Below are 23,238 nucleotides of genomic sequence, written 5' to 3' on the forward strand. Positions count from 1 at the left end.
CTTAATAAGTCGCCTTATATTCTCTAACAGTTAGTCCTTCACGCATTTGTCCTACTGCAGCAGAAACCACTTTATCTCCGGCACTGAGCCCCGAAGAAATTAATGCAAAATCGCCCTGCAATTGAGAAACTTCTACCGAAACTTTCTCGATACTGTTTTGCGTACTATTAAAGCGCCAAACACTAAAGCCATCATCACGGCTGCCCACCAAGGAATTTAATGGAATAAGTAGTGCCTGGGCACTGTTATTATTATCTTTAATATTTACGATAGCTCTTGAGCCAGGATAAAATAAGTTGGTTACTTCTGAGTCTAGGGCAAACGTAACATCATAAGTTTGGGTAACGGGATCAGGGGTTGTTTTATGTTCAACATAATGAATATCAAATACTTTGTCAGCTTGACCAATGATATGCGCCGTCGCTTTTACATTTCGATTACCCGCATTGGCTGTCATGATTCGTTCAGGTACTTCAAAGCTAAAGTAAAGCTCTGATCTATCTTGTAAATTTGCTACGGTATCACCGGTTCGAATTAAACTGTTATTTTCAATGTACCTTGCACCTACAACAGCGTCAAATGGGGCTCTGATAGTACAGTAACTTAAGTCTTGCTCGGCGTTTTCTAGTGCAATTTTGGTGATAGAAAATTGCGATTTAGCTTCATCATAGTCTCGCTGTGAAGCCACATTTTTTTCAAAAATCCCCTTAATGCGCTTTAAGTCTCGCAGAGCATCTTGATGGCGAATACGACTTTCTTCAACTTTACGTTGAAAAGGCGCAGGGTCAATTTTCGCTAACACTTGGCCTTTTTTTACCTCGCTGCCCTCAACAAGCCCCTCAAAAATTAAGCGCCCTGAAACTTCAAATTTAAGATCTATACTTTTTACAGCAGATACTGTTGCAGGGAACTCATAATCATTAGCTAAATTAGTCATTTGTGCTGAGAACAACTGCACAACTACCGGCGATTTTTCTTTCACAACTTCCGTTGATTCAGAACAAGCCTGCAATAAAAAAACTACTGCGAGTATAAAAATTCGATTCACGTTAACTCCAATAAATTAAGAATAAAATAAACTTATCTCAGGCTTATTGAGCAAAAAGCAGCCACTTAGCCCGTAAACAAAAAAATAAAGCGCAACTATAGCACAGGTTTACACATTAACAACTATTGTAAACCTGTTGTTTATTGTCATCGCTCACGTTAAAATAATATGATTAGCCTTACTAAGAGACGATACTTTGCAAAGCACTACCGATAAGATACTCGCCCTAGCGATGGAATGTTTTTTCCAACACGGATACGACACGACTAATATATCTATGGTAAGCCGTTATGCGGGTATTTCTCGTGTTACTATTCATAAACAGTTTAAATCTAAAGAAGTTTTATTTAGGGCTGTTGTTAAGCAGCACTTTAAACAACACAATATACAGCTTAATAATTATAGTAGATCAGAAAGTGACTTTTGGCAGGAAACCTATGAGCTAATTATTCAACGCTGTGAAGGCTTATTTAATGATGTATCAAGTAGTCTAGTTCGGGCAAATTTATTGCATGCTGGCCACGCTTTTTGCAAAGACTTAATTGAGGCCGAAGAAACCGTAATTAAGCAAAGCATTCAAGCAAGAATTGAAAAGGAAGTAGCAGAAAACCGTTTAACATTGCAAAGAGTTGGCCTATCGGCAGAAACTTTAGCAGAAACGCTGCACTATGCGCCCTTTGGCATTACGGTGTCAGTGTCAAACCAAGATAATTTAGTGTTTGTGAAAAACCTTATGTCGGTTTTTAAAGCGTCAACGTTACCGCTATAGCGTAATCAATTGGCATTATCAATGTAATGTATCGGGTCTTAGCGAAATATTTTCGTTCCGTGCAGATTGCTAAAGCTAACACCCAAAGCTTAACTTTATGAATACAATTCAATAACTTCAGAAATAAGTTCGTTTTTCACGTACTAATGCTCCACTCTGGTTTATGACAAAAAAACCAACAACACTTAGTTATCACCATAATAAGCTTTTAAGTATGCGATAAAAGCATTCACTTTTGCCGAGGTAAATTTACGTGATAACTTAACCGCATACAATCCGAAAGGCTCCGGTTTATAGTCAGTTAATATTTCGACTAACTGCCCTTTTTCAATGGCATCATTGACAATAAACATTGGCGACTGCAATACACCTAGCCCTTCAATAGCGGCGTCTTTTAGCGCATTACCATTATTGCACGTTAGGGTGCCGTCAATATCAATACTGTGTTGAACATCATCATGTGGGCTCTGCCAAACATATTTAGGGCTGACTAAGCTATAGCGCAAGCAATTATGGTTAATAAGCTCTTCAGGTGACTTTGGCTCTCCATGTTGTACTAAGTAGCTAGGCGCAGCACAAAAAATAGCAGAGACTTTCGTTATCGGCAACGCCACTAAGGTTGAGTCTTCCAAACGACCAATACGTATACCCACATCAATACCGTCGGCAACAAAGTTAGTACGGTGATCTTCCAATTGTAAATGCACGTTAAGTTCAGGATGAAGCTTCATAAACCCAGTTAGAATAGGGGTTAAAGAAGTAATACCAAAACTTAAAGGTGCTGAAATGCGTAAACTCCCCTTAAGGTGTTGACTGCCGGTCTGAATACGCTCTTGTGCTTCATCTAATGACTGAAAGATATTCACAACATCTTGATAAAACTGCTGACCCGCTTGTGTAAGCTCAACTCGGCGTGTGGTCCGATTTAATAACCTGACATCAAGCGCTGACTCTAAGCCAGATACCCGTCGACTCACGGCTGCTGTGCTAGTATTTAATAACTGCGCAGCTTGATTAAAACTTCCGGCGTCAACCACAGAAATAAAACTGCGAAGTGCGACTAAATCATATTGTTGCATATTGAGAAACTATAATGGGGTTTATTACCTGTTTGTTACGCCAGTATATACTTAAATTAATAACTGCACGATATTATTAGTACACGAGACAATTAAAATAATCAGCTTTTATGTTATACGCTTAATCAAGTTCAGTGGTAGCATTCGAGTTAAAACAAAAGTTAACCAAGTGGTCAAGTAATAACTAATTAGCAGCTCAATAGATCGATAAAGTATTAGTATAACAACTGAATATAGTAATATTATGAATGGATGTTACTCTCATATATCGCGCAAGAACGACACTATTGACCGACAAACACATTATTGGAGAAAAGATGCAAGATAGAACTTCACTACCTAGTTGGGAAAAGCTAACTCAGCATGCTGCACAAATGAAACAACAGCATATGAGTGAGTTATTTAAACAAAATCCGGAGCGTTTTCAGCAGTTCTCTATTCAACTTGCCCCTTTTCTTGTCGATTATTCAAAAAATTTAATATCAACGTCAACCATGGATTTGCTTATTAATCTTGCCAAAGAGTGCGAGGTTGAAGCTTGGCGTGAAAAAATGTTCAGCGGCGAACGTATCAATAGCACCGAAGAGCGTGCTGTACTGCATACGGCACTGCGTAACCGCAGTAAAACGCCTATCATGCTCGACGGCAAAGACATCAACCTTGATGTCCAACTCGCCTTAGACAAAATGAAAGAGTTTAGTAATAAAATTCGTCAAGGTTTATGGAAAGGCTATTCTGGAAAACGCATTACTGATGTTGTTAACATTGGTGTTGGTGGCTCAAACTTAGGTCCACAAATGGTAACCGAAGCATTAGACCAATACAGTGATAATAGTGTTAATGTGCATTATGTTTCTAATGTTGACGGCACTCAAATAGCCAATGTGCTTAGGCCATTAAATCCAGAAAAAGTACTGTTTATTGTTTCCAGTAAAACCTTTACCACCACTGAAACCATGACCAATGCTAAAACAGCAATGAAATGGTTAGTTGCTTCATCGTTTGACCAATCCGCCATTGCAAAACATTTTGTTGCTGTGTCATCAAATAAAAAAAATGCCACTGAGTTTGGTATTGCACAAGAAAACATTTTTGATATGTGGGATTGGGTTGGTGGACGTTTCTCACTTTGGTCAGCTATTGGCTTACCAATCGCGATTGATTTAGGCTTCGAACGCTTTATCGAACTACTCGAAGGTGCGCATGAAATTGACCAACATTTTTGCAATGCTCCATTAGCAGAAAATGCCCCGGTTATTTTGGCTTTATTAAGTGTTTGGAATTGCACTTTTCTTGGTGCGCAGTCTCAGGCCATATTACCTTATGATCAGTCATTGCATATGCTATCGGCCTATTTACAGCAAGCCGAAATGGAAAGTAACGGTAAATCAGTAACCTGGGATGGAAAGCCGATATCTTACCCAACGGTTCCCTCTATTTGGGGTGAATTAGGCATTAATGGTCAACATGCTTTTTATCAATATTTACATCAAAGTAATAATATTGTACCGGCTGATTTTATTGGCTCTGTGGAAAGTGTAACGCCTGTACAAGGTCACCACGAAACACTGATGGCAAACTTCTTCGCTCAAACACAAGCACTTATGCAGGGCGTTGACGAAACTCAAGTTAGAGATGATTTAAAGGCAAAAGGCAGAACGCCAGATTACATTGATAAAGTTGCCCCGCATAAAGTACATAAAGGTAACCGACCAACCAATTCTATTTTAATGAAACGCATATCACCGCGCTCATTAGGTAGTTTAATCGCCTTATATGAACATAAAATATTCGTTCAAGGCATTATTTTACAAATATGTTCATTTGATCAATGGGGTGTAGAGCTAGGCAAAGGTTTAGCCAATAATATTCAAGAAGAGTTATCTTCGGGTAATATTAGCGAGCAACATGACAGCTCAACAGCCGGCTTAATTAATTTTTATCAAAAATACACCAAGCCATCCAAGTAAAGCCTTATGATCTGAATGCCAACAGCAGAACAAGTAATGAAAATAGCGTTTATCACCCTCGCTATTTTCATTTATAATTTGGCAGTAATTTAGCCTTAACATTTGGCTTATGCATTTATGTCACGCTAGTAAATAATAAAAACAGATCAAATAAAATGACCACATCATTAAAGTACCTCGCCCACTACTCACAAGACATACAACAACAAGTGCGTACGCTAATTGACGAAAATAAACTCAAAACTTATTTGCTTAGTCATTTTCCTAAGCCCCATCAAGTAACTTCTGACAAGGCATTACGACAATATTGCTTAGCGTATAAACAACAATATATAAAACAGTCTGCGCCGCTTAGCCAAGTTAAATACGATGATAAAATTCATATTATTAACAACGCACTTGGCCTACACACCTATGTTTCTCGGGTACAAGGCAACAAGCTGAAAAGTAAAAACGAAATTAGAATTGGTAGCGTATTTAAGAAAGCGCCAGAAGCCTTATTGCAAATGATAGTGGTACATGAGCTAGCCCACATAAAAGAGAAACAGCACGATAAAGCTTTTTATAAATTGTGCGAGCATATGTTGCCCAATTACCACCAACTTGAGCTAATGACCCGTATTTATCTCACCGAGATAGAAAGCAACGGCAACATCTACTCATAAGAAAACAGCACGCTTTAGGTTTAGCTATCCATGTAAACGTGCTGTTGTTAATGCTCAATCGTTACGCCCATGAGCAGACGTTAATTTTCATGCCCTACTCTTGCTTTTGTAAATAGCGCTCCCATAGTCGATGTTGACGTGTTAACTCGCTAGCCATTTCACGATCTTGAGCAGCTTTATCAAAGTGAGCATTCATGGTATCTGACTGACGTTGAATAAAGCTATTGAGTTTACCTACACTCTTGTTGATATCATCTAAACGTGTTTCTAGCGATTTCATTGCACGATTAAAGTCACGATGAAAGTCTTTAAACTCTTCTGACTCTAAATAACGCAGTGTGGCTTCTGCACCTGGAAAGTTATCTTGTAGTAAGGTATTCATGCGTTCAATAATCATTAAATACCCAACCGTATCATATGATTGTTGCTTTGCTTTTCGAGCAATTTGTTTCGAACGCACTAATAAACGGCGTGATAACTCATCATCACTACTGAAGAAGCTCGAGTATTCGTCATTTTCAAGCACACGTGCTAATTCATTTGCCTCTTGAGCTTGCGTAGCCCATGGATAAGCAATAATAAAATCATTATAGGCTGCGATAGTCGCTCTATTTTCAGCAAGCTCAAAAGCCAATTGATGCATATTTTTTATCGCCGCTTTCGCTTGCTTACTGTCAGGTAAGCTTTCACTGAACCATAAATAAGCAGCAATAGATTCTGCTTTTTCAACTTCTTTATATATATCAGCGATAACGTTTTTAGTTGCTGGGTTATCTGCAAACTTATTAACAAACTCAAGTCGTTCATTTAGCGATAAAGACTCGGGCATATACTTAACCGCTGATGAGATAACAGAATCAGCGATCGTTGCAGGTAAGTTAGCAAGCGTTAACATAGCTAATAAACCTTGGTAATCTTTTTGCTGTTGATAAATAGCGAGTATCGCAGGTAATACCTTACGTTGATAAAAACTAATTTCTGACTGAGGTTCAAGCAGATGTTGCTCGGCTAACGTTATCAGGAGCTGAGCATTACCCGTTTTTTGCGCTAAAGCGACTTGCTCGGTGCTGGCCTTCAACCAATCTTTTTGTGTTTGCGCTAATAAGGTATTAATAGCAGTGACATAAGTGGTATTGCCATTAGACAACGCTGTAAATAACAATGCATACTGCTCAAGCTGTTCTTGCCCTTGGAAATTATTCAATTGTGCATATTGCGCTTGTAGCTTTTCAACTCGCTCTTCTGAGACTAAGTAATCTGCTTTTTTGCGAGCTTCTTGGTAGTTATCATCCTTATCACCTAAACGGCTAACGACTTTTTTCTTGACCATGTCATACAAATAAATACCAGCGGTTGGCGCTTTCAATCTTTTAGCATCAGCCTCATCATGATAGCCTCCTCTACCGCTAATAAACGTCACTAAAGGTAAGCGTTCATCTGCAATAAAGTCTGCCATAATATCTGAGCGGGAGGCCAAATCTTCCAAAACATAGGTGATCTTCCCCGTTTCAACATTCACCATAACAAAACCAGCTGCCCAAGCTGATAAGTAGTGCGTTCCAGTCTTATTAAAACGTATTGGCCCCCAACCGTGTCTGCCAGAATTTTTTTTCCTATCAAAGGTATTTAGCAGGAGCTTTCCTGTTGAGATATCCCAAACATTTAATGATTTTTCTCTTGAAACAACTAACTTTTGATCGTCCGGTGTTATTGCACCCACCTTAAAGTCATCATGACGAGGAGTGACACCTTTAAAAAGTTGTAGTGTTTTACCTGAGTCAACATCCACAACTACACTATTAGTATAAGATTGAAGATATAAGCGCTTTTCAGAGACAGAAAACTCTGCCCCTCGATCCCAATCCCAACTATTAGGAGACGGAATTTTATGAAGTAATTTTAGAGGAGAACGTTGATAAACATAAAAGAAACCTTTTCTTTCATATTTTTCAGCCCAATACCCAAAGTATTTTCCACTAGGAGACATAGCAAAATTAAAAACTCGCCCCTCATTTTTTCCATACTCTTCGTGAAATATTTGCTTGCCTGTATGGTTGTCAATAACACTGACGCCATTGGCTGAAGAACTATGACGTGCTCTTTCATTACCAGTTATCAAGTAGCGACCGCTGTTGTCCATTTGTTTTAATACATCTTGATAATGTATTCTTGTAGCGTTTACTTGCGGGCTTGATAGTATAAATAATGTACTCAGTAAGACCAATAAAGAGGTAATTCGCATAATTATAAAGTTTACTTATTAGACAGTTAGGTAAATAGCATAACGGTTTGTTTTATTACTTTCAAATTATTACACATGATTAACAATAACTTATAAACATATACGTTCTACTTTTATTAAACAGTTAATTACTGGGGAGCATCGCTAGTACACATCCACAGGCCAAGCTTAGTGATACAGCAATAGCTTATTGCGCGACAATGAAGATGCACAGTACCAATCAACGCAAGTAAACTAATCAATGCGAGTAAGCTGAATAAGAAAAGAAGTTTATACCTTTTATAGCTGACAATTCACATCAGCGATAAAATTCAATTAGCCACGATGGTTAATACCGGCTATTTATGAACCATTTTGGCTAATTATCTCGGTTTGATACTATTGCCGGTTTATTATCTTTTCTTATTCCAATAAGCACTGGCGTAGAGCATTGCTTTATCATACTGACAATAATCATTAAGGTGGGCTTTTAACTGTTTGATAATACTTGCTTCTGCAGCGATAAATATTGCGGTATCAGCCAAGTGTTGACCATGTGATTCAAGCCCCGTTATAAACTTATCAGTTAACTTATTATCAGTGACTAGCCAATGCAATTGCACTCCTTTTGGTGTCACTAAAGCTTGAATATCTCGCTTGTCAGGCACCTGAATGTAAGCATGACCCAGAGCATTAGACGGCAGTTTCTCTAAGGTTGCCGCAATAGCTGGTAATGCCGTAATGTCTCCAAAAAACAAGTGTTTGGGTGCTTGTAAATTATTATGTTTTACCTCTCCTGGTCCAGCAATACCCAGATAGTCGCCAACCTTAGCTTGTAAAGCCCAGTTACTTGCTAGCCCTTCGTGATCATTAACAGCAAAGTCAATGGTTAAGGCTAATTTTTCTTTATCAAAAGCGCGAATGGTATATGAGCGCATCCATTTTTTAAATCCTAAATAAAGACCCAGTTTTGGCTTTTTATGCTCGCTATTTACATCAGGAAAAATGGCTTTAACGTGTGCACTTTCTTTATTTTGAGGAAAGTCAGCAAGTGACTCTCCCGTTAACACGATCCTTCTCATATGTGGCGATAAATCATGCACTGATAAAACCTGTGTCATTCGCATAGTAGGACCCATAATAATTTACTCCTGTTTTTTAATTTTTAAGCAATAGCTGCTGATTTTGCTAACACCCGTGCCATATAGCTCACCACGGTTAAATGACAATTAAATTGTAAAGTAACCGCATTGCGCAACTAAACATGCTTTACATAAAGCTACTTAATAGCCCTTGAGGGTAAGCAAGGGTAATAGCGAAACTAAAAGCAAGATACTTTAAAGCTATACGAGTAGTTTTTTTATTTACCCTGTATAATAAAACTCATACAAAAAGTTGATAAAGTCTACTATAATTCAATTTGGTTGATATTGTCAACTAAATTCATCTACTATATCTCGGGAGGCTCAATGGAGTTAAGCGAAGCGCTCTTTAGTTTGGTGCACACTGTGCGCATTAACATGAAGCATGAAATAAAATTACTGGCATTAGATTTATCACCAATGCATCTAAAGGCTTTAAAAGTTATTTCCATCATTAATGATTGTACTGGACAAAAGTTAGCTGACTTTATGGGGCGAGATAAAGCGCAAATTAATAGATTGATCAAAGAATTGGTTAATCAAGAACTGATCACTAAAATCGATAATGAAAAAGATAAACGCAGCCAATTTTTAGTACTATCTACTCAAGGCACTGAAATAATGACGATGTTTAAAAAAGTTGAAAAGAAGGTGTTTAACTCCATGATAAAAGACATTCCTTCAGCGAAAATAGAAGACTTTATAGCAATAACGCAGCTACTTAAAAGTAATTTAACCTGATGATAAGCAAAACCTTACCGCGACAGCTGACTCAACAGTTTTGTTAATGATGTGGCAAAAATGGTGTAACAAAAACGGTGTGGCAAGGCAGCACAATAGTGTTTAACCGCGTCAATTACCCGCTTAGTTATTTTTATTTAACCAAGCTTTTAGAGGGTCTAGCCACTCAGGTATAGGCCTAAAAAAAGCACCATGTTCCTCACCAGTAGTAATCGCAATTTCTTCAAAACGGTCAACATTCTTACTTTGTGCGATTAAAAATTGGCATGAACCTACCCTATCACTTGTTTCATAGATTGAATAAACCTCACCGTAAACTTGGTAATCAGGGTGATCTTCCATAAAATTCGGACAACTGGCCAGTAGAGCAAGCCTTACTTTTTTAGATTTTAAGTAGTGGCTAGTCAAAATACTAATTTCCCCGCCACGAGAAAAACCTAATAAGGTGATATTTTCAGGTTTTACCCCTTTAGTGATCAGTAAGCTAATATCATGTTTTAATTTCTTGGCAAAGATTTTTGCCTTGGTATTTTTAGCACGATGATAAGCAATTAAATGATAGCCATCGTCAGTGAGTGCTGATTTTACTTTAGGGAAATCATACTTTCCCCAACGATTGCTTACCGGTGTTGGGTTATTCCCTTCCACAATGAGCCCATGCGAATAGAAAACATACTTTGCATTTTGATCAATTTTTTCAGGAAATTGCTCATATAACTGCCCGGCAAAAACACATGAAGAAAAAAGTAACATAACAAGCACTAAATATTTGATAAAAGCCTCCACTTTAGCTAATTAATATTCGATAAACTTCACTGTTGGCGTTAGTACTTACTACGTTCAACAGTTTCAAGAGATAAACCAAACCACTCGTAATATCGAATAGTTTTGCTAAGTAACAGGTTTCACTTTAATCGCAGGTTGAATTTCATTGCGCTATGTTCTCCCTCCAACAGTCAGGTTTACAATGAGGCAACTAACGACATAAAGTAATAAATTTTGTTGCGTTTATTGTTACATCATGGCAAGTTACGCGCTAACAAAGCAAGTGTTTTGCTAAACATCGTATACTTCGAGGTTTAGTACTTTTATTAAAAATATAACAACTGTCTTATGATTTCCACATCAATAATATTTCTCCACAACAAACGGCAAAAACATTTCAAAGTGACATGTTTTGCTTTGATATGTTTGTTGTTTATGCAATCGCTTTTTGCTGCTGAAGAAAGTTATGTGTCAAATCAGTACCGTCAGGAAGTAACAGCGCCTAGCATTGAAAAACCTGTGCTTGATAATACTGCCAATCAATCATGCGATACATTAGTACAATGTGCTGATCAAGATACCTGCTCTGATTGTCATTTAAATTGCTGTACTTGCTGCGCGGGTACTTTATTAAGCTTTGTAACGGTTTTAAATAAAGTAAAGTTATTAGCTTTAGCTTTTTCTGACAATAAGCTAGTGCGCTCGTCCAATCCCTACTATTCCTTACTTCGCCCGCCAAAACTATAACCAATATCCACAGCACTTCTTCCGCACTTTATAAAATATTATAAAGCGCTAGTACGACTTTATTTAAAAATAGGAAAAACGATGCATTATTTCGTTAATATGCCTCCTGGACGCAGTAAAAATTTAACCATTGTTGCTAAAGCAACATACTACCTGCCACTTTTTATTATTACTTTGGTTATTACTTTGGCAGTTTTCAGCCCATTAGCCCATAGTAAAAATGTCGAGCAAACGTTAACACTATCCTCAGCAATAGCAAGAACACTCGAAGATAACCCACAATTGAAAGTGTTTTCCTTTCGTGAACAAGCACTTTTAGGCAAACAACAAACACAAGCGTTAAAACCACGCTATGAACTTGATTTTGAGGCAGAAAACTTCACAGGTACAGGAGATATCGGCACATTTAAAAGTGCAGAATATACGTTATCTTTATCTTCGATTTTGGAGATGGGTGGAAAAAGAAATGCACGTATTGGTGTTGCTAAAAGTCAGCTTGATCAAGTTGAAGCAAAACGCAAAATTACGGCTTTAAACTTACTCAGTGAGGTGACCCGTAGATACATAGACGTTATTGCCGCGCAAGAACGATTGTTATTAGCCAATCAAGCTACTTTATTAGCAAAAGAAACCCTACAAGAAGTCAAAAATCGTTCAAAGGCTGGGGTTACTCCTGAAGCAGAGGTAAAGCGCGCGATCGCTGCATTGGAGCATGCCAAGCTTATTGCTTCATCTGAACAACAACAACTTCACTACAGCAAAATGACCCTTGCGATGATGTGGCGTGAAACAAGCCCTTCATTCACAAGAGTTGAAGGAAATTTGTATCACTTTTCTGCTGATATTGATTTTGACACTTTGTATAACAAGGTTAAAAATAATCCTGAAATATTAACATATGCTGCTGAAGAACGCTTAAGAGATGCCCAACTTCGCTTAGCTAAAACAGAGTCAAGTGCCAATATAAAATGGAGCGTTGGCATAAAGCAAATACAAGATATTAATGATACCGCGCTTACTGCAGGCTTTAGTATGCCGCTGTTTGCTGCCAAAAGAAATACCGGCGCTATTATCGCAGCGCAAGCTAAGCGTGATGAGGTGAAAGTAAAAAAAGCCTCAACTTTATTAGCATTACGTCAACAACTATACCGTGCGTATGCCAACAGAAAACAAGCCATTTTTAACGTTAATAGCTTAAGAGTTAACATTATACCCACGCTAGAGTCTGCTCTCGATGAAACAAAAGTGGCTTTCCAGGGTGGTCTTTATAGTTATTTAGATTACTTAAGTGTACGCCAAGAGCTACTTTCAGCTCAGCGCGCAATGATTGAATCTGCAACTTCAGCTTTAGGTTACGGCATTGAAATCGAACAGTTAATTGCCGAGCCACTTCCCGCTAATCAATACAGTTTAACAGCACTATCAGTTAAAGATTATTAAGGACATATCATGAATAAATTTTTCTCAGTATTGAAAAAAATCAGCATAATTATATGCATACTAAGCGCAGCGATGAGTGTAACTGTTGCTCAAGCGACTTCTGAAAGCACAAATGAGCATCACCACAAAACGGCAGACAATGACGAGCATAACGATGCTCATGTAAGAAAACATAACGATAAGCACAGTGATGAGCACGGTGATGAACATCATGACGAAGGCCATATAGTGATCACAGCTGCCAACGCGCAAGCTGCGGGTATTATTAACGCAAGCGCAGGTGCAGGTGAAATAAAGAACATGCTAACGGTATATGGTCGCGTGGCTGTAAGCCCAGAAGCGACGAGCCAAATAAGTGCTCGTTTCCCAGGACTACTAACAAAACTAACGGTTAATGTTGGCGATACAGTAAACGCAGGCGATGTTATTGCACAAGTGGAGTCAAATAATAGCTTTAAACACTATAACATTGTCGCGCCAATTTCAGGCCTAGTCACGCAACGATATGTAAACCCTGGCGAGCCAGTCAACCAGCAAACAATTATCACTGTAGAAAATTATCAGCAGCTTTGGATTGACTATAAAATTTTTCCTAACCAAGCTCACATCATCAAAAAAGGCCAAACAGTACTTGTGTCATCACCATCAGCTAAAAAATCATCAACCATAGCCCACCTTATGGCAAATAAAAACCAATCGTTTTTAACCGCAAAAGTGCCATTAGACAACCGTGAAAATTTATGGACACCAGGGCAAATACTTCAAGGTAATGTGATAACTAACCAAGTCAATGTAGCTATGGTAGTCGACAATAGGGCTTTTCAAGAAGTTGAAGGTAAACGGGTTATTTTTGTCACAAATCAGGCAGGATATGAAACGCGTGAGCTCGAAATAGGACGATCAGACGGCCAATTTAGTGAAGTGTTATCTGGGCTAAATGTCGGCGAACAATATGCGCTTATCAATAGTTACTTATTAAAAGCAGATTTAGGTAAAGCTGGCGCAACACACGCCCATTAAGCTTTAGTTACTAAGGATAAAACTATGATTGAATTAATTTTACGCTTTGCCATTGCTAGGCGCTGGCTAATAATGAGCATGACATTAGCGATAGTGGGCATGGGCTTGTGGAGCTATCATAAGCTTGCTATTGATGCGGTTCCCGACATTACCAATGTACAGGTGCAAATTAACACCCGAGCACTAGGTTATTCGCCGCTTGAAACAGAGCAGCGGGTTACCTTTCCCATTGAAAACGCGCTGACTGGCATCCCACATTTGTCATACACCCGATCTATATCACGATACGGTTTATCACAAGTTACCGCGATATTTGATGAAGATACCGACTTATATTTTGCCCGTAACTTGATCAACGAAAAACTGGCAACAATTAAAAATAAAATTCCTGCGGGCTTAGCGCCCGAAATGGGCCCTATTACAACAGGGCTTGGCGAGATATTTATGTACAGCGTTGAGGCTTTACCCGATGCATTAAAGGCTAATGGTTTACCCTATAACGCTACTGACCTGCGTGAAATTCAAGACTGGATCATCAAACCACAACTGGCTTTAGTACCTGGCGTGACAGAAATTAACACCATAGGTGGCTATGACAAACAATATCACATAACCCCCCTGCCGAAGAAAATGCTCGATTTTGCTATTTCGTTTCAAGATATAAATACAGCATTGCGCAGTAATAATAGTAATCAAGGCGCAGGATATATTGAACAAAATGGTCAACAGCTTACTGTCAGATCACCTGGACAATTAACTAACATAAGCGATATTGAACAAGTAATAATTAAAGTTGTTGATGATAGCCCGATAACAATATCCGATATTGCGCAAGTGTCTATCGGCCAAACTTTGCGTACAGGCGCGGCCACACGCCACGGTAAAGAAACCGTGATCGGCAGCGCCATGATGCTCGTAGGTGAAAACTCGCGTGTTGTTGCATTAGCCGTGGCCGAAAAGTTAATGCAAGTAAAATCATCATTACCTAAAGGCGTGATTGTTGAGCCAGTTTATAACCGAACAACATTGGTTGATAAAGCCATGTACACCGTGCAAAAAAACCTCGTTGAGGGGGCTTTATTAGTCATTGTTGTGCTATTTTTGCTTTTAGGAAATATACGTGCAGCTTTGATCACCGCAGCGGTAATTCCACTGGCTATGCTGGCAACCATTACCGGCATGGTAAAAGCGGGTGTATCGGCTAACTTAATGAGCCTGGGCGCGCTTGATTTTGGCTTAATTGTAGACGGCGCTGTTATTATCGTCGAAAACGCTACCAGGCGCTTAAGCAATGCGCAAAAACGACATGGCTCAATTTTAAGTCAAAAACAACGTTTAAGCGTAGTATACTCAGCAACTAATGAAGTGATAAAGCCCAGCCTATTTGGCGTGTTTATTATTACTATTGTCTACATTCCGTTGTTCAGTTTAACGGGTGTTGAAGGCAAAATGTTTCACCCAATGGCGGCAACCGTTGTGATGGCGCTAATGGCAGCCTTAGTGTTGTCATTAACACTGGTTCCTGCTGCTGTTGCCCTCTTTATGACCGGAGAAATTAGTGAAAAAGAAAGCGCTGTATTCAGTACAGCTAAGTCACTTTATAAACCACTCCTATTAGCCGCTATGAAGCTGCGTTGGTTTTTGCTTGCTGCTTGTGCCGCTTTACTTGCTTGCACTGTTTGGTTATCAACCACCCTTGGCTCAGAGTTTACGCCACAACTTAATGAAGAAGACATCTTGCTGCAGGCGATTCGGATTCCAGGTACGAGCTTGAATCAATCCGTGACAATGCAAAAAGCTATAGAGCTAAAAGTTCAGCAGTTTCCACAGGTTAACAATGTTTTTTCAAGAATAGGAACGCCTGAAGTCGCAAACGACCCCATGCCACCCAATATTGCAGACACTTATGTCATGTTATTGCCACGAGAGCAATGGCCGGATCCAAGTTTAAGTCATGCTGAATTAGCAGCAAATATTGTTGAGTCATTGTCAGATCAGCTAGGAAATAATTTTGAGCTAACGCAGCCGATTGAGATGCGTTTCAATGAACTGCTATCAGGTGTTAGAGCTGACCTGGGCATAAAAATTATTGGTGACGATTTAGGGCAACTGCTCAAAACAGCCAATGCGATCAGAGAAGTAATCGAGCCTATTAAAGGCGCTAGTGACATTCAAGTAGAACAAGTCACTGGCCTACCCATGTTATCAATATTACCAAAACGTATGGAGCTAGCCCGTTATGGCCTTAATGTCTCACAATTACAATATGCGCTATCGACGGCCATTGGCGGTAAAAGTGCGGGCGTTATATATGAAGGTGATAGACGCTTTAATATGGTGGTAAGATTACCCGAAAACATTAGGCAAGATATACACCAATTAAGCGATCTACCAATCACTTTACCTAATGGTGAGTATGTACCTTTATCAGAGGTTGCCATACTTGAATTAGCGCCAGCACCTAACCAAATAAGTCGTGAAAATGGTAAACGACGTATTGTGGTAACAGCCAATGTTCGTGGCACTGATTTAGGCTCCTTTGTTGCTCATGTCAAAAAAAGTATTGCGAACAAAGTTGACATTCCCCCAGGATACTGGCTTGAATATGGCGGTACATTTGAGCAATTAGACTCAGCAAGTAAGCGCTTAACCCTTGTTATACCCGTTACTTTAGCAATAATTCTAGCTTTGCTAATTTTAGCCTTTGGTAATATAAAAGATGCCTTGATCATTTTCTCCGGCATACCGTTAGCACTTACTGGCGGAGTTATCGCACTTTGGCTTCGCGACATGCCACTGTCAATATCGGCTGGTGTTGGCTTTATTGCCCTTTCAGGCATTGCCGTACTCAATGGCTTAGTTATGCTGACCTTTATTCGTGATTTATGCCAAGAAACAGGCCAATTAGTCAACGGTATCATCGAAGGTGCAATGCTAAGACTTCGACCTGTAATGATGACGGCTTTGGTTGCAGGGCTCGGTTTTGTACCCATGGCGCTTAATGTGGGTACGGGTGCAGAAGTACAGCGTCCCATTGCCACTGTTGTTATTGGTGGAATAATTTCATCTACCTTATTAACGTTATTTGTATTGCCAATTTTATATCGTTTGGCATATCAAAAAAGTTTTACCAAAAATAACGTAAAAACGGCCAGCCCCGTAACCTTTTAACGATCAGCAATCGTTACGCCTGTTACGCCTCAATGTTTTGCTTTAATGCGACATTGAGGCGTAATAAAAGCACACAAGCTAATTACTTATCAATATCTCAGCAAAAGCCTATAAAACAAAAACAATATATCCATGCTTGATGATTCACAATAAATTAACATAATGTATACTGCTAACAACGAGATAAATACCAAGTTGGTAAACCCCAATAAAGGTGTTGCCATTAGGTTATAAATTTGCAGATTACATATAAAAAATTATTTTTAAGCGTTAGTATCATTTTGACCTTGTTCCCCTATTTTTTGATAAATGATATTTTACATTTTGATGAAATATGGCTTAAAAAAGCACCATTATTACTACTGCAAAGCTTAAGTGTTTGTTTTGTCACTACCTGTTATTTGATTATTAAAAAAAGAGCGTTGAAGCTTTTTTGGCAATTTATCACTTTAGCATTATTATCCTCGTTGATATCAAACCTATTATTTAGCTTTACGATCATCAATTACAGCCTGTTATTACAAGATTTTTTCACGCTGTGCAGTTATTTTTTTGTTATTTTAGCAATAGAAACTAACCCGCATATAAGTGAAACAAAAAACAATAAGAACATTAGTAGCCGAGTTGCAGCCATTTTTTTCACGCTAATCTGTTTCAGTTACTTTGTTTTATTGCCGACTGAGTTTGCTGATAACGCCAAAGATAAAGTCGCCTCTTCACAGTTATTTCATCTTTTGATTGCGGCACTGATTTTTATCCGTCTTGCAATTAACAGTTACCAATGTCAGAGTAAATTTTGGTGTCGAATTTATAGCATACTCACCATAGCTGCTGCAGCCATGCTATTAGAAAACCTTATTGAATATTTAAATCATTGGCTGTTCATTTCATTGCCAATATATCTAGCAACGCTATTAACTTTTATACCTTATTGCGCCCTGAATATTGCCGCTAGTCACTCGGCAAGACCATTATCTGAGTCAAAAGAAACGACAGCTTCGTCAACACCTGAAGTCTACCTTTTAGTGTTAATATTTAGCTCAATATCAATTCACTTAACCGGTGTAGAACTTAAATTACACTACAATATTGAATCTTACTTACAGTCAATTTTAATTATCACTTGGCTTGGTATCGCGCTGACATTATTGGCAACCATAACCTATCGTAAGAATCGAATTGGCCATAAAAGACAACAAAAAATCAAACTGCAAGAATCAGCACAACAAGCCTTAGTTGAACTTAACTTACGCTTAACTAACGCTATGCTTAACAGTGAAGATAAGGCGATAGTGAATGCCTCTAGTAATGCCATATTAACCACTAGTACCGATGGTGCTGTTCTTTCTGCAAACCCTGCGGCAGTGCAACTATTCCAGTGCTTGGAGCGCGAAATCATCTCGACTCGAGTCAGTAATTTTTTTTCCGTTGACGACCAAATGCATTACTTTTTTGACTTTAAAAGTAATGTCTATACTTTACAACGTAAAGACGCTGGCATCTCAATTGAGTGCACAGCAACACGTAAAGATGGTACAGAATTTCCAGTGCAAGCAGAGTTACAATGGGCGGAAAGAGAAGAACAGCCCCTAGTTGTTATCACCTTTATTAATCTCACGGCTAGAAAACTTGCGGAACAACAAGCATTGGATTTAAAAGATAAATTTATTGCCAATATTTCACATGAATTTAGAACACCGTTAACCATTATCAATGGCATTTTAGATCGCTACTTAGTTAAAGCTCAAAGTGACGAAGAAGGCAAAGAACTTAAAACAGCGAAACGCAATGGCTTACGACTCGTTCGTATGGTTGAACAGTTGCTCGAACTTTCCCGTTTATCTGACAACCCACAACTCACCATGGCCACATATCGCCTAAAAACATTAATGTCGATGCCTGCGGATTCATTTAGTCGCTTAGCCACACAAAACAAGCTAACGTTAACTTGTGATATACCTGACACTATATGGCTTGATTGTGACGCTCAAGCATTTGATAAAATCATTTTTAACCTAATAGCTAATGCCATTAAGTACACACCTGCAGGTGGTAGTATTCAAGTTATCGCACATAGTAATAGTGATAATTTTACACTTGATATTATTGACACGGGTATTGGTATTGCGCCCGACTCACAAAGTAAGATTTTTGAACGTTTTCAACGTGCTGATGACGAAAAAAACCAAGGAGTGTTTGGTGTTGGTATCGGTCTATCGTTAGTTAACGAGCTTGTTAAAGCCCACAATTGGCAAATTAATGTGGTTAGTGAATACAATAAAGGCAGCAAGTTCTCTTTAATTATCCCTTCAGCAGCAGCGCTAACAGAAGAGAAGTCAACCCCAACGTGTATATCTCAAATAGAAGTCGCGTCATTATTAACAGAGCCGCACAACCCAATTAAAGATACCAGAAACCACAGCCAAAAGGTGGTACTGGTCATAGAAGATAATTTAGATATGCAAAGCCATATCAAACAAGTTATTGAGCAAAGCCATCATACATTGCTCGCAGGTAGCGGAGAGCTCGGTTTAACTTTAGCCCAAGAGTATATTCCTGATATTATCGTGTGCGATATTATGCTAACGGGTATAGATGGCTTTGCGGTTTTAAAACAACTCAAAAGTCATGAACTAACCTCGCATATTCCTGTCATTTTACTAACAGCTCGCTCTGACTTAGATAGTCGTTTACATGGCTTAAATTTACAAGCAGATGAGTATTTAAGTAAACCATTCAATCATCAGGAATTATTAACCCGTATTGGGAATTTGATCCGAAACCGTGAAAAACTACAAAAACACTATTTAAATAACTTACAAAAAGATCTGCAAATAAACAGAAAAAATACCAGTTTTAATAATGTAGCCGAACTCACACACGTTAGTAGTGACGAGGTAACGCTTGACAATAAATTCTTGGAAAAACTAGAAGCAATAACAGCCCAAGTTTACACTGATACCGATTTAGACATTGTGCAATTAGCAGCAAAAATGGCAATGAGTGAGCGACAATTACAACGCAAAATTAAAGCATTAATTGGTATAACCCCCAATAATTTCATTAAAGAGTTTCGCCTTAAAAAAGCAAAAATATTATTGCAGAACGGCTCTCAAATTGGTCGCATTGCCCTTGATGTTGGATTTTCCTCACAAACATATTTTGGCCGTTGCTTTAAAGAAATGTTTGCCTGTACTCCTAAGCAATATCAACAACAGCAATTAAAAAAGCAGCGTCCATCAGTTTAAGCCTGACTTAGTTATCACCTGCTCTTTTAGATTAACAAGACTACGCTTTTGCATAAGTTGTAAGTAATCAAAGCGAGCAGACTTGGGCCCACATAGCCCCAACCAAGCAAGTTGTGGGTCTGTATCGGTAAAGGTAAGCGCTTGTTCAATCAATACGCTGATTTGATCCCACGTTAAGTCTAATGGGTTTTCCCTGCTAAATGGAAAGAATGAATAAGCCATATTCATTGATGTACTATCATCAATTTCGCTTTTCAGTCGAGCGGCTAAACGTGCGGCTAATTCATTGGCATTATTACCCTTTTCATAACCAATGACAGCAAAAGTATCATGAGACCAGCGAATCACAAGATCGTCATTATTGCGACTATAAAGTAACAAGTCTGTAATATTAATGAGTTGGCTGTTACTAATCTCTGAATAGCTTTTTAATTGCACCATCAAAATATAAAGGCGTGGCAACATATCTCTTTGCACAGGTAGCAAGTTTTGATGCATTTGGTTCATCAACTGACTAGTTTGTTCGATATAAATATCTAAATAGCGCCGGCTTTTGACCCCGGTAACCTTATCAACAATCGCCGCTTTTTCGAGTTGTTTATTAGCTTGTGCTAGCTCTAGATTTTTCGACTTAAACTTCTCTGTTTTTTCGTGAACTTGTTGCTCTAAATACAATTTTTGTTGCTGTTCTATGACCAATTTACGATTTAATAATCGAGAGTAAAACAATAAAGATAAAGCCACGGCTAAGGTATATAAAATGTATGCCCACCAAGTATTCCAAGGGGCTGATTTAACAATAATATTAAGTGATAAGCCGGGGTCACTCCATATATTGTCATTATTGCCTGCAATAACTTGTAGTTGATAATTACCTGCTGGCAAATTGGTGTAAGACACTCGGCGCGACTTGCCCGCATCAAGCCATTCTTGATCAAAACCTAAGAGTCGATATTTATATTGAGTAGAGTCTGGATTAGTATAATTAAGGCCAACATATTCGAATGAAACAAGCTGATCATCATAGTTCAGTGTTAATTTCTTTACTTCGGATAATGCTGTTTCCGCTTTTATGGCGGTATTTAATTTCAGTATATTGGTTAACCTAACTTTGGGAGCAGAAAGAGTGATATTACTTTGTGTGGGTTCAACACTTGAAAAACCTTTTCCTGAGCCAAAATACAGTGTTCCCATTGAGTCTTTAAATATAGCGCTATGATTAAAATCTAAATCAACTAACCCGTGGCTTAGATCAAAATGTTTAAAACGCTTTGATGACGGCGTAAATCGAGAAACGCCTTGATTCGAGCTTAACCAAATATCGTCATACTCATCTTGAGACAAGCCATAAATAGTTTGGCTTTTCATACCGTCTTTTGTATCAAGGTGGGTAAATGAAAAATTCTCTGCCACTCTATCTGCATAGCTTAATATGTTTAAACCTGCAGCTTGCGTACCGACCCATAAACTCTTGTTGTTATCAATAAATAGAAACCAAGTTAAGTCACTTGAGATACTCGATACATTGTTATCGTCGTGGTTAATATGAAGAAATTTTTGGCTAATAGGATCATAACGATTTAAGCCAGCCCCATATGTAGCTATCCAAATTACGCCTTGTTCATCTTCTAATAGGTGTAAAATTGAATTACTACTTGGACCAAGCTCTGGCCTATCTTTATCGTTAACATAGCGGGTAAATTCATCATTTTTATTCAGGCGATTAAGCCCTTGATAAAAAGTTGAAACCCAAATATTTCCAGATTTGTCCTTAATTATATCAGTAATACTATTCGCAGAGATTGACCTGTCATCTTTTTCATCATGCTCGTAAGCAACACTAGTGCCTGTAAGCATATCGATTTTATAAAGACCTGAAGCCCGAGTGCCAACCCACAAGATATTTTCATCCGAAAATAATGTCATAATTCTCATATCTGTAAAATAACTAGAAATCGTTAATCGTTGTATACTATTTTCTGACTTATTTAAGGTAAAAATACCACCACTATATGTACTGAATACAATTTCATTTTTATTAATTTGCGTAAAGCTTGTTACATTAGGAGCATTGAGAATGGGGAAGCGGGTTTCTGTATACTGTTTAAATGTAGTCATTGTTGGATCCCAACGATTAACACCAGTAAATGTACCAATCCACATTAAACCGTCATTATCTTCAAACAGAGTCATAATAAAATCATTACTAACACTGTATTGGTTATTTGGAGAGTGATTAAAGCGCTCAAAGTTTTCCTGTTTCTCGTTATATATAGAAAGACCATTATCGGTAGCAACCCAAATTCTTTTGCTTAAATCTTGATAGACATAATGAATGGTGTTACTGCTAACACTTGAGCTATCACCTTCCATGGTCTGAAAACTGATAAACCGATCCAATTCTGCATCATATTTGACTAACCCCTTATCTGTAGTGCCAATCCAAACTACGTCATCAGCATCTGTGAATAGAGAGTTTATGAATTTAGTTATGTAATCTTTCTTATTAAATCGAGAGTTCATCGTACGTTGAAACTCCCCTTTAAAATTAAAAACTGATATTCCGCCACCATTTGTTCCAATCCAAATTTCATTATTGGTTTCGGTAATCGCATGAATAGTATTGTTTGATAAGGTATTTTCATTACCAAGCTGTTGGTAAATTTGTTGGACACTCCAACGTTCGTCCTGGCGACGAATAATATTCAAGCCATTCTCTGTTCCGACCCATATTTGTCCTTTAGTATCTTCGTATAGGGTATTAACAGCATCACTGGTTAATGCTGTATCATGGGTTTTAGTCGTAATATGTGTAAAACTTTGCATGTCATTATTAAATAAATTGACACCGCCTCCACGAGTTCCTATCCAAAAATTTTGTTTTTTATCAATAAGTACACGACTAATAACATTAGAGCTTAATGAATTCTCTTTTTCCGCTTCATGATAATAACTAACGAGCTTATGACCATCGAATCGATGTAAGCCTTCTTGGGCACCAAACCACATAAAGCCATCTTTATCTTGTGCAATAGACATGGTAAATCGATAGGACATTGGATTATCAGAAGAGAAGCTCTTGAATAACCGGTCTTCGCTCGCATTACTCGTCGTGCTAAAGAGAATAATTGCTAGAATATATAATATTTTTAACATCGAGTATTAAGCCGTGAGTTATAGAAAAAGTTAAGCTGCTTCAATAAAAAAGCCAC

At 38.2% G+C, this 23,238-nt stretch carries 14 protein-coding genes; 8 read left to right on the plus strand and 6 right to left on the minus strand.

Translation table 11 applies throughout. From position 1 onward, the window contains the following. Position 1: 1 nt before the first annotated feature. Entirely contained in the window at positions 2–1,048 is a 1,047-nt protein-coding gene (locus B0169_RS06835) for an efflux RND transporter periplasmic adaptor subunit (protein ID WP_077285212.1), read from the minus strand. A gap of 196 nt (positions 1,049–1,244) precedes the next feature. On the opposite strand from B0169_RS06835, the gene B0169_RS06840 reads away from it, so the two are divergent. Further along, positions 1,245–1,817: a TetR/AcrR family transcriptional regulator gene (locus B0169_RS06840; RefSeq protein WP_143323488.1), complete on the plus strand. Its 573-nt coding sequence runs from the start codon at positions 1,245–1,247 to the stop codon at positions 1,815–1,817. 185 nt (positions 1,818–2,002) lie between these two features. Here B0169_RS06840 and B0169_RS06845 read toward each other — a convergent pair whose 3' ends face one another. Further along, complete coding sequence (locus tag B0169_RS06845) at positions 2,003–2,896, minus strand: LysR family transcriptional regulator (RefSeq protein ID WP_077285214.1); 894 nt, start codon at positions 2,894–2,896, stop codon at positions 2,003–2,005. Between the two features lie 317 nt (positions 2,897–3,213). Here B0169_RS06845 and pgi point away from each other — a divergent pair, with 317 nt between their 5' ends. Continuing rightward, complete coding sequence (gene pgi / locus B0169_RS06850; protein WP_077285215.1) at positions 3,214–4,866, plus strand: glucose-6-phosphate isomerase; 1,653 nt, start codon at positions 3,214–3,216, stop codon at positions 4,864–4,866. 155 nt (positions 4,867–5,021) lie between these two features. Beyond that, positions 5,022–5,531: a YgjP-like metallopeptidase domain-containing protein gene (locus B0169_RS06855; protein WP_077285216.1), complete on the plus strand. Its 510-nt coding sequence runs from the start codon at positions 5,022–5,024 to the stop codon at positions 5,529–5,531. A 94-nt stretch (positions 5,532–5,625) separates the two neighbouring features. On the opposite strand, the gene B0169_RS06860 is transcribed toward B0169_RS06855, so the two are convergent. Further along, positions 5,626–7,773 carry a WD40 repeat domain-containing protein gene (locus B0169_RS06860; protein WP_077285217.1) on the minus strand — a complete coding sequence of 716 codons (2,148 nt, stop codon included), beginning with the start codon at positions 7,771–7,773 and terminating at the stop codon, positions 5,626–5,628. Positions 7,774–8,165: 392 nt separating this feature from the next. Then, positions 8,166–8,891, minus strand: a complete 726-nt coding sequence (locus tag B0169_RS06865) for a siderophore-interacting protein (RefSeq protein WP_077285218.1) — start codon at positions 8,889–8,891, stop codon at positions 8,166–8,168. Between the two features lie 330 nt (positions 8,892–9,221). Between B0169_RS06865 and B0169_RS06870 the strand changes: the two genes are divergently transcribed. Continuing rightward, on the plus strand, positions 9,222–9,635 hold the full coding sequence (locus B0169_RS06870) for a MarR family winged helix-turn-helix transcriptional regulator (RefSeq protein WP_077285219.1): 414 nt from the start codon (positions 9,222–9,224) through the stop codon (positions 9,633–9,635). Positions 9,636–9,758: 123 nt separating this feature from the next. Here B0169_RS06870 and B0169_RS06875 read toward each other — a convergent pair whose 3' ends face one another. After that, entirely contained in the window at positions 9,759–10,388 is a 630-nt protein-coding gene (locus B0169_RS06875) for an alpha/beta hydrolase (protein ID WP_235838497.1), read from the minus strand. 840 nt (positions 10,389–11,228) lie between these two features. Between B0169_RS06875 and B0169_RS06885 the strand changes: the two genes are divergently transcribed. The 4 genes from B0169_RS06885 to B0169_RS06900 all read left to right on the plus strand — a co-directional run bounded on the left by B0169_RS06885 (position 11,229) and on the right by B0169_RS06900 (position 20,026). Further along, positions 11,229–12,587 carry a TolC family protein gene (locus B0169_RS06885; protein WP_235838498.1) on the plus strand — a complete coding sequence of 453 codons (1,359 nt, stop codon included), beginning with the start codon at positions 11,229–11,231 and terminating at the stop codon, positions 12,585–12,587. 9 nt (positions 12,588–12,596) lie between these two features. Next, positions 12,597–13,607 carry an efflux RND transporter periplasmic adaptor subunit gene (locus B0169_RS06890; RefSeq protein ID WP_077285221.1) on the plus strand — a complete coding sequence of 337 codons (1,011 nt, stop codon included), beginning with the start codon at positions 12,597–12,599 and terminating at the stop codon, positions 13,605–13,607. 24 nt (positions 13,608–13,631) lie between these two features. Continuing rightward, the gene (locus B0169_RS06895; protein ID WP_077285222.1) at positions 13,632–16,778 is read left to right on the plus strand and encodes an efflux RND transporter permease subunit; all 3,147 of its coding nucleotides are present in this window, start codon (positions 13,632–13,634) and stop codon (positions 16,776–16,778) included. A 236-nt stretch (positions 16,779–17,014) separates the two neighbouring features. After that, on the plus strand, positions 17,015–20,026 hold the full coding sequence (locus tag B0169_RS06900) for an ATP-binding protein (protein WP_077285223.1): 3,012 nt from the start codon (positions 17,015–17,017) through the stop codon (positions 20,024–20,026). Here B0169_RS06900 and B0169_RS06905 read toward each other — a convergent pair. Further along, on the minus strand, positions 20,018–23,182 hold the full coding sequence (locus B0169_RS06905; RefSeq protein ID WP_077285224.1) for a ligand-binding sensor domain-containing protein: 3,165 nt from the start codon (positions 23,180–23,182) through the stop codon (positions 20,018–20,020). The two genes, B0169_RS06900 and B0169_RS06905, sit on opposite strands and share 9 nt — an antisense overlap. Positions 23,183–23,238: the final 56 nt, after the last annotated feature.

It is taken from the genome of Cognaticolwellia aestuarii (genome assembly GCF_002000025.1).
GTDB classification, from domain to species: Bacteria; Pseudomonadota; Gammaproteobacteria; order Enterobacterales; family Alteromonadaceae; genus Cognaticolwellia; species Cognaticolwellia aestuarii.